This window comes from Pseudanabaena sp. 'Roaring Creek', from assembly GCF_001402795.1.
Taxonomy (GTDB): Bacteria; Cyanobacteriota; Cyanobacteriia; order Pseudanabaenales; family Pseudanabaenaceae; genus Pseudanabaena.
Genome location: NZ_LIRE01000367.1, coordinates 1 through 9532, shown reverse-complemented (window position 1 = coordinate 9532; position 9532 = coordinate 1). Strand labels below are relative to the sequence as shown.

Annotated in this window: 8 protein-coding genes and 1 pseudogene; 6 read left to right on the top strand and 3 right to left on the bottom strand. The window is 42.4% G+C overall.

Annotation, left to right across the window (positions count from 1 at the left end):
• Positions 1 to 189 precede the first annotated feature (189 nt).
• Together AC805_RS12430 and AC805_RS12425 are read left to right on the top strand one after the other, a co-directional pair.
• Entirely contained in the window at positions 190 to 1002 is an 813-nt protein-coding gene (locus tag AC805_RS12430) for a cyanoexosortase A system-associated protein (protein WP_055075733.1), read from the top strand.
• Between the two features lie 116 nt (positions 1003 to 1118).
• Positions 1119 to 1946: an HpsJ family protein gene (locus tag AC805_RS12425; protein WP_055075732.1), complete on the top strand. Its 828-nt coding sequence runs from the start codon at positions 1119 to 1121 to the stop codon at positions 1944 to 1946.
• A gap of 108 nt (positions 1947 to 2054) precedes the next feature.
• On the opposite strand, the gene AC805_RS12420 is transcribed toward AC805_RS12425, so the two are convergent.
• Complete coding sequence (locus AC805_RS12420) at positions 2055 to 4034, bottom strand: HAMP domain-containing sensor histidine kinase (protein WP_156341397.1); 1980 nt, start codon at positions 4032 to 4034, stop codon at positions 2055 to 2057.
• A 210-nt stretch (positions 4035 to 4244) separates the two neighbouring features.
• On the opposite strand from AC805_RS12420, the gene AC805_RS12415 reads away from it, so the two are divergent.
• Positions 4245 to 5441 (top strand): NAD(P)/FAD-dependent oxidoreductase, encoded by a 1197-nt coding sequence (locus AC805_RS12415; RefSeq protein WP_055075730.1) that lies wholly within the window; start codon positions 4245 to 4247, stop codon positions 5439 to 5441.
• 7 nt (positions 5442 to 5448) lie between these two features.
• Here AC805_RS12415 and AC805_RS12410 read toward each other — a convergent pair whose 3' ends face one another.
• Positions 5449 to 5988 (bottom strand): hypothetical protein, encoded by a 540-nt coding sequence (locus tag AC805_RS12410; protein ID WP_055075729.1) that lies wholly within the window; start codon positions 5986 to 5988, stop codon positions 5449 to 5451.
• A gap of 160 nt (positions 5989 to 6148) precedes the next feature.
• Between AC805_RS12410 and AC805_RS12405 the strand changes: the two genes are divergently transcribed.
• Both AC805_RS12405 and AC805_RS12400 read left to right on the top strand, forming a co-directional pair.
• Positions 6149 to 6943, top strand: coding sequence for a DevA family ABC transporter ATP-binding protein (locus tag AC805_RS12405; RefSeq protein WP_055075728.1), 795 nt, complete (start codon positions 6149 to 6151; stop codon positions 6941 to 6943).
• Positions 6944 to 7025: 82 nt separating this feature from the next.
• Entirely contained in the window at positions 7026 to 7781 is a 756-nt protein-coding gene (locus tag AC805_RS12400; RefSeq protein WP_055075727.1) for a bifunctional 2-polyprenyl-6-hydroxyphenol methylase/3-demethylubiquinol 3-O-methyltransferase UbiG, read from the top strand.
• A gap of 336 nt (positions 7782 to 8117) precedes the next feature.
• Here the strand turns inward: AC805_RS12400 and AC805_RS12395 are convergent, their stop codons facing one another.
• Positions 8118 to 9170, bottom strand: a complete 1053-nt coding sequence (locus tag AC805_RS12395; protein ID WP_055075726.1) for an aromatic acid exporter family protein — start codon at positions 9168 to 9170, stop codon at positions 8118 to 8120.
• A 221-nt stretch (positions 9171 to 9391) separates the two neighbouring features.
• Here AC805_RS12395 and AC805_RS12390 point away from each other — a divergent pair.
• Positions 9392 to 9532 (top strand): annotated as a pseudogene (locus AC805_RS12390) (phosphotyrosine protein phosphatase); the annotation flags it as partial.

Genomic DNA, 9532 nt, shown 5'->3' with positions numbered 1-9532 from the left:
CTGAGCGAAGTCGAAGCTGTAGTTTTTATTTAAATTATCTATACTTATTTAGGCAAGAATTTAGACTGGAATTTAGGCAGGATCATTAAGGTAAGCGAGCATGATTAAATTTTATGATATTTAAATTTTATGATGTTTAATATTTTGCAGCATTCTTAATCATTACCCTCAAACATCTACCTAATCCCCATGCCCAAAGAGATAGATAAACAAGATAAAGCAGATACCAACATAAATAACGTCAATACTAGCGAAACCAGTCAAGATCGCCTCTCAAATTACCCAGAGAAACAAATCCCCTTAAATAATTCTCCAATAACTCCCACTAGTCAAAAATTTCGCATGGGCTTACTTATGGTTTTAGTTAGTGGCAGTTTATTAGTTTTTGGGCGATCGGTTATCGATAGCACCATCGGCAAACCCACTCCTTTTAAATTTCCCGAACAGATCGCTTTAGAACCATCGCAAACTAAATTAGAAGCTCAAGGAGATATTGTCGATCCCAAAGAGTTTTTTGGGCAGCCCAAATATTTATTTGGAAAGAAGTATAAGTATTCTGTAGATGGGATGCCTATAGATATTGATTTAAGATATGCAGTAGGCTCGGAAGGGGATCTCTACTACTACATTAAGGGCGTAACTAATATTGAGATTAGTGAAGAAGATTTACGCAAACAATCCATCCGCAAAGATCCGATCGGATTTTATGCAACTTTTACGAGGCAGGATCGGGTCTATCTTACGGCTTGCATTAATCCCCGTGGCATTTCTACGGTTACTAGCGAACAATTTAACGACAATGCTAGCTCTCGCGTCATGGATCGTGATATTTTAATTGGCTGGTTACTCGGACAAAAAGATCTGCGCGATCGCCGCTGTCTCTGGACTTTGATGTCCGCACCAATAACATCAGAAAGCGATCTCCATGCGACAGGTCAAAAATTAGAGAAAGTGTGGATTTCATGGTATGAATGGTGGAAACCTCGGTTTCCTCAACCTTAAATCAATTTTTCATTTCGACTTGCAAATCTTCGGCGTTTAAATAGAAAAAGCCGTTATTTACTTCAGTACTAATCGCAGCAAATTTAAACTAAATTTATGGTTTTCACTTTAAAAATATGAGTAATACCAATTCAAATTCTACTGAGGTAATTACTGCAAACTTACTTCGCTTCGCTGGCTATGGACTTTTACTGTTAGCATTTTCCAATTTCTTTGACGCAATCATTCCTCCTCAATTTGGCAAAGATGCGCCTTGGGAATTTAGTACGTTAGGCAAATTAGTTGGCACTTCTCCAGTGCCAATTATTGGTTTAATATTAATTTTCTACGGTGAATCAACGGCGCGATCGCCCTTTGGCAAAAAAATTCTGAAGTTTTTGTCATGGCTATCATTATTGCTCAGTATTATTTATGTGCTGATGCTACTAGTTGGGATTAGCGCAGCTATTCGCATTAACAATGACAATAATAATCAAGCTAGTTTCACGTTATCCCAGCAACTCGCTCAGTTTAATACGGCTAAGGAAAATTTAAAAAATACCAACGATACCAATTTACTGAGGGCGGCGGAATTTATCGAAAAGCGATCGCCCAATATTAAATTGAATAAATCCAATCCAGCAGAACTAAGGAAACAGCTCGAAACAGAGATCGGCAAAAACGAAGAGGCAATCAAAGCTAATATCGATACCAGTAGAGGTAGAGCGTTTCGCCAATTGATCAAACAAGCAATCAAATGGTACTTTGAAGCGATAGTTTCGGCGGTGGTTCTCTTCGGCATTTGGAGTCAAACTAAATGGGCGAGAACATCTATCCGTCGCAAGAAAAAATCGAAGACTTCCACGAGTCTTGGCGATATTGCAGGTACACCTACCCTCGATCTCGAATCCCCTAATTCCCAATCCAAGGATTCCCCATCGACTAGCACTGAAGAACAAAACTAATTCCCCAAAAAATGGGAGGTGGCACAAAGTGCCACCTCCCATTTTTTGGACAGTAAACCAAGAGGAGGAGGTTGGCGCAAAGCGCCAACCTCCTCCTCTTAGGCAATATCAATTAATGGGTAATAGGACTTCAAACTCCGTACCAATAGTTACATCGCCATTGTTATTAAGATAGGGCGATCGCAGAACAATTTTGCCTTGATGCTGCTGGGTAACAATTTGGTGACAAATAGCCAATCCCAGTCCTGTTCCCTTCCCTTGTCCCTTGGTGGTAAAGAAATTATCAAAAATGCGGGCTTGAATTTCCTTGGGAATACCCATGCCATTATCGGCGACTTTCACCGATATCCACTGACGATTGTCAATTTCGGCGATCGCTGTGGTCAAAATTAATACAGGTTGCCAAGTTTCCGCTGTCTCGGTCAAGACATTACTACGATCGCTAGATAGGCTGTCCTCTTTGAGGAGAGTCTTGGCTCGCTGCTCGATCAGATCTGGCTTGGATTGTAGCTCCATTAAGGCATCAAGGGAGTTACTAATCAAATTCATAAACACTTGAATGATGCGATCGTTAAACCCATTAATTTCAGGAAGTTCGATATAATTTTTAACGATCTGAACGCTTCTAATCCTCCCGCTGAGAATTGTTAAACTACTTTCTACGCATTCAATCAAGTCAATGGATGCGGGATCGGATTGATCTTCCATATGCGAAAGGCTTTGTAAGGTATCAACCAATCGGCGTAAATATCTCGAACCAGACTGAATACTCCGCACTACTTGGGGTAAATCGGAACGAATAAAATCCCAATCAATATCTTCAAGGATATCGCTGACAGTCTTAGCAGATGTTCCGTATTCCTTTTCATAAGCCCTTAAAACCTTCATGACCCCTTCGATGTAGGTCAAAAGGCACTCAGTATTCCCATAAATTGCGGATACTGGATTACGAATATCATGGGATACTTCCGCCACGATTTGCCCCAGACTAGCCATTTTTTCTGTTTGAAACATACTAGTCTGAGTTTGTTCGCGCAGTAGCTTTGTCGCTAATTCATGGATATAGGACTGAGACTGCAAGAGATCGTGGATATCTAGTACTGAAAAAACATCTCCATCCAAATGAACAACTACAGGCTCGTAAATATCATCGCTGACGCGGGCGAGAGCCATTTGGGATGCCAAGACAATCGGCGTACTACCATTCAATTTTAAAATTTCAGATTGAGCTTGCTCGTAAAGAACCTTTAATGGTCTTTTGGTAAATAATTCTAGGGCATAGGGACGGCTCAGACATTCTAAAAATCTGCGTCGAGATAACATACCGACATAGTTATCACCATCGTAAATTATCAATGCAGGCAAGCGGGGATCGTCCTTAAATAATTGCTGAGCAAATGCTCCTGTTTGAGACAGATCGACTTTAGTATTGTACAAACTTAATTCAGCAATAGTTGAATCTAGGGCTATTTGCTGTTTTGCATTGGCTACTTCGATGCTGGATTCAGCTACAGTAGGTTCATTTGCCATGACCATCAAGGGGATCATCGCCATCTTGCGAGCTAACTCTTGCGTAGCTGTTTGGCGAATATTTTTTCCTTGAATAGAACCGCGATCGGGCTTATTCTGCTGTAACTTGAGATTATTGATAACGTTATTTAGAGCTTCAGGTTTAACGGAGATCGCTAAAGCTTGGGCGGCAGATTCAAAAGCAGAAATTAAATTATCTAGAGATATTTTCGGCAAGAGATCGACGGCTCCACGACGGGTCGCCCAGCGCTTTTCCACCTCTTTGATTTGGCTTTGACGGGGATTGACTAACAGAACATTTACTTGAGGGGCGTTCTCTGCACACCATTTACATAGTTCCGTAGCCAATAAAGATGTTCCCCCACCATACCTTATGCCAATATCAGCAACAATCAAGTCGGGTAATGTCTGATTTGAACTAAGCTTTTGACCGAGAATTTTAAGTAGATCTTCAGTTTCAGGTGCTGCCCATACTTCGAGTTGATGTGAAGACAACGCATTGTGCCACATCAAAGATTGTTCTTCAGATAGCTGAGCCAACAAAACAGATTTGACCACACAGCCCCCAAAAATAAAAGATGACAATTGTACATTATCGGATGGCGATCTAATGGTGCAAGCAAGAACAGATAACCTACTGTTAACCTAAATTTAATTTATAGATATTGCGTTTCCCAGCCTAGTGGAGCGTGGAGCGATCCTGCCGCTAAAGGCGGGGGGATTACTTGGGATTACGATAAACTAGAAAAAACGCTTAGGATTTTTTTCATGACACGGATCTGTATTCTTGGTGGTGGTTTTGGCGGTTTGTATACTGCACTTAATCTATCTCGCCTGCCTTGGGCAGTCATGCCTGAAATTATCCTTGTGGATAAAAGCGATCGCTTTCTCTTTACGCCATTTCTCTACGAACTGGTAACCAAGGAAATGCAGGAGTGGGAAATCGCCCCCACATTTGCCGAATTGCTTGCCAATACGGGCATTCAATTTGTCCAAGGGCTAGTGACAAATATCGCTATTGAGTCTAAGCAAGTAGAAGTAAATGTCGGTCAACCCATTATTTTAGATTACGATCGCCTCTTGCTCGCGATCGGCGGTGAAACACCGATGAACTTAGTGGATGGTGCGCAGGAATATGCGATTCCCTTTCGGAACTTGAAGGACTTTTATCGTCTGAATAGCAAATTAGAACTATTAGAAGCATCTAATCGAGAAAAAATTCGCGTTTGTATTGCAGGTGGAGGCAGCAGTGGCGTAGAGCTTGCCTGTAAAATCGCCGATCGCCTCAAGGATCGCGGTCGCGTTCGCCTCGTTGATCGTAATAGCCAAATTTTAAGTAACTCGACCCAATCAACCCGTCAAATTGCCGAACTTGCCCTCTCCCAACGAGGGGTATGGACTGATCTAAATACCCGCGTCTCGCAGGTGGGGGAGGAGGAAGTTACCCTCGACTATACCAATGGTAGCGACACCCTGCCCGTTGATATCGTGCTGTGGACGGTTGGTAGCACTTTCTCGAAGATGCTGCGAGATTTACCAGTTGAGCATAAACAGGGAGCGATCGCCACGGAAGCGACCCTACAGGTCAAAGGCTATCCCTATGTATTTGCGATCGGTGACTTAGCGAGCTGTGTGGACGCACAAGATCGCCTCGTCCCCGCTACAGCTCAGGTAGCCTTTCAACAGTCTCAATATTGCGCTTGGAATATCTGGGCAAGCCTTAACCAAAAATCCCTCATTCCTTTTAGCTATATTCCCCTCGGTGAATTCATCAGCTTAGGTATTGATGGCGCAACAGCCTCGATTTTTGGGAAGTTCAGTATTGATGGCTTACCCGCCCAAGCCATGCGCCGCATTGCCTATTTACTGAGAATGCCAACCTTGGAGCATCAATGGAAAATTGGGACGCATTGGCTGACAAAGCCTTTGATCGAACTCTTGAGAAAATCCGCAGCAAGTAGCTAGGCGCAATTCAAGGATTAATTTTGATCAATTTTAAAATTGAAGTCTTCAGATTATGTAGGGCTTGTGAGTCTTCTGGGGGAAGTTGTGGGGCTTCATTCTGAGCATCGGTCGGTTCGGGCGATCGCTCTTCAGACTTTTGATCGAGGCGATCGCATAACTTCTCTAGCTGGGACAGCAGCGTTACAGGCGCATGGGGCGCGACCAAGTCAAGATTGGGGTGGCTGGGCAAGTCATCACAGGGACAACAAACAGGTACTCTCGCTCCCATGCCTATGGTGGGCACAAGTAGGCTGCAACGAGCGCAGGCAACTATCTCCCACTGATTGTCGAGTAAGTCATGAATCGTTTGGTTAGTACCGCTCAAATACGCATCTTGAGCTTTAACAGTACTGATCATGTCCCAAAGCTGATTAAATTCGGGCGAATAGTTTTCCCCTTGCAAAATCTTGTAAATACTAATTTCCTTGTTTTGAGATGACAGAATGACAGTTTTGCCCATCTGCATCCACTGAGCAAGATAATTTTTAACTAAGGTTCGTGATGCCATAAGTTTAGAACCTTGGGTGAACAACTAAAAAATTTCATTTGAAAATTCATTGTACGGATGATTTTTCACCTGTCTTAAAACTAATATAGTGTGAGAGCTTCATCGATCGTCTGCATAAATCTTATAATTTGTAATTTAATTCTGCGCGTAGGTCCTTAGTATGCTCGATACCTTTTCTGCTCCTACATCACAATCCTTGTCTACTACAGCCGAGCCATCGGTACAAATCCGCAACCTTAACTTCCATTATGGCGAAGGGGATTTATTTAAACAGGTCTTATTCGATATCAATTTAGAGATCTATCCAGGACAAATTGTGATCCTAACGGGACCATCTGGATCGGGGAAGACCACACTTTTAACATTGATCGGCGCTTTACGCACCATTCAAGATGGGAGCTTGCAGGTTTTGGGACAAGAGCTTAAAGGGTTAGGCCCGAAAAAATTAGTACAGGTTCGCAAAAATATTGGTTTTATCTTTCAAGCCCATAATCTTTTTTATTCGTTGACTGCTAGACAAAACGTGATGATGTCAACGGATTTATTTCCCCATGTGGGAGGAGATGCGATCGCCTCCCATAGAGCCGCCGATATTTTGACCCAAGTCGGTCTCGGAGAGAGAATTGACTATAAACCCCATGCGCTTTCGGGCGGACAAAAACAACGGGTAGCGATCGCTCGCGCCCTCGTCAATCGTCCAAATTTAATCCTTGCCGACGAACCAACCGCTGCCCTTGATAAAAAATCTGGACGCGATGTGGTGACTTTGATGCAAAAAATGGCAAAGGAGGAAAATATCACTATCTTAATGGTGACCCATGATAATCGGATTCTTGACGTGGCCGATCGCATTATCAACTTAGTTGATGGCAACTTAGAATCCGACAATGTGATAAATAATGATTCTGTGGCTTCTAGCGCAGCAGGCACGGATTCACGCACATTTATGTTGTAATGACATGCGATCGTTGCGCTATGCTTGACCATCATCTGAATATTAAACTCTTTAGGCGCAAGGCGCTACATTGCAATCAAACATGGTGACTCTATCCCCTACGCCGACTTTCTTGGAAGGATATTGGCAAGACTGCTTTAGCTTAGAAAAGCATTTGCAGGAGTTTTTAAAACTAGATGCAGAGACAATTACCGAAAAGCTCCAAAATTGTCGCTATGATTTAGCAAATTTAGGAAATACCGATTTTGATTGGGAAGAAGCAGCCGCTTTTTACAAAGACAAAGTTGGCGAAATGTATCTATTCAAATTAGGCACTTGGCACCTTGAAAGCCAAGACTACATTGGTGGAACGCTCAAATTGATTGCCGATCAAGCAAAGGGAAGGGTGCTTGATTTTGGTGGTGGCATTGGTACTCATGCGATCGGCGCAGCCATGTGTCCCCATGTTGATGAAGTCATCTATTGCGACATCAATCCCATTAATCGTGGCTTTGTAGAGCATCGAACGCAACAATTAGGGCTAAGCCACAAAATATCTTTTCGTTCGGAAATTCCGTGGGAAGACTCCCTAGAAGGCTATTTTGATACAGTCTTATGTTTTGATGTGTTAGAACATTTACCCGATCCAAGCCATCAATTGATGCAGTTTCACAAGATGCTCTCTCCACTGGGCAAAATTATTGTTAACTGGTATTTCTTTAAGGGGTTTGAAAACGAGCATCCCATTCACCTTGACGATCCAGAAACGGTAGATACTTTTTTCCGCACCTTGCAAACTAACTTTCTTGAGGTGTTTCAACCCCATTTGATTACCGCCAGATGTTACCGCAAGGTTTAATACCAAAACTAAAAATGGCTGAGCCATTTTTAGTTTTGGTATTAAACCCTTACTAGGTTTGGGCATTCTATAGCTGCTACCCAGTGTAGGACATAATACCAATTCCCAAAATGGCGTTGCCATTTTGGGAATTTCAAAACTTTACTGGGTTTTGTTTTTAATTCACAAAAGTGTAACAACACTTTTGTGAATTGGTATAAGACCCTAAGAATTGAATGGCGGCGCAAAGCGCCGCCACTCAATTCTTAGGGTCTTGATTTTTCCTAAGTCAAGTGACTGTAGCTATACATAAATCCCAATTAGAGAATGGCGGCGCTTTGCGCCGTCATTCTCTAATTACAAGGTATCAACCATTCTTTGCAATTTGCGACCAACTTCTTCAACGGTGTAAAAGAAAGTAAAGAATCGCAAAAGCTCGTCGGTGGTAGAGGTCATCTCTCTAATTATTTGTAATTGTTGCAAATTATCGGTTGTTTCTGTTAGAACACTTTCCAATGCGATTACCGATACATCGGTTTGATGAGTCTTAACTGCCTTGGCGAGGTTATTGAATATAGCTGAACTCTCTCTCGCTAGTTGCTGCATACTTAGGGTGAGTTCTTGCCAAATGGGATGGGGTTGACGGACTAAGACTATATGCTCCATAGTGAGGACATGCTCCCAAACCCTCCGCAGCAGAAACTCCCAAGCAGGATCGATATGTAAAAGCTCGTTTTGATGGGCTTGTTTTACCTCTTTCCACAATTCTCGAATTTTGAGAAGCAAGTCAATTATTTCGATCTTGTATTCGTTAGCAACAGTGCGATCGTAGGTTCCTGTTTGATAGCAACTCATAACTAACTGATAAAATTGCTCGAGCTTGATCAGGGCTTTAGAAAGATAGCGCCTTAGTTCTTGAGCGGCGTGAGAAGGCATTAACCACTGATTGACCAAGAGGGCTATGCCAATCCCTATAAAAGTTTCTAAGAATCGCTCTAATGCATAAAGCCAAGGGGAGCGATCGTGATTCAACAATACGATCGCGGAAACATAGGCAGCTAATTTTGCTGCTTCGTTTAGCTTCCAATAGGAGCAGAAAAACATCGCGGTAAAGATACTTGCTCCTAGCGAATAGGGATTTGCCCCGCAGGAAATTGTAAATAGAATTCCGATAATTACGCCGATAAAAGTTCCGATAATTCTCTGGATGCCTAGTTTTAAGGTGCTGCCAGAGGTAGAACTCATCACAATAATTGCGGCAATCACAGCATAGAAAGGATATTCTAATTGCAACCATTCAGCCAATATAAAAGAGAGTGTTGCCGCCACTGCAATTTTAAAAGATGTCTTTGCAAATAAAGACGTTTCTGATATTGAATGGGGAAAAATTCGGTGAAGCAATGATAGCATCGGTATGATTTATAACGGTAGTCAGTTATGTTAGGAAAATCCCAAAACCCATGCTTAGAATTGCGGTGCGAAGCACCGCAATTCTAAGCATGGGTTTTGCATCTTAATTTGCGATTTTATCGTTTATATTCATGAAGTTGTAGTCCTAAAAAGGAAAGGATTTATATGGTAAGGATGGGCGACGCGAAGCGTCGCCCATCCTTACCTATTTAGCACTAGCCATGAAGTTATTATTTGTATGCGGGAAAAATAGATTACGCAGTCCCACTGCCGAAGCAATATTTGCCGATTATGAGGGGCTGGATGTAGATTCCGCAGGGGTAGATCGAGAAGCGGACATACCTTTAAGTGGCGAGGCAATT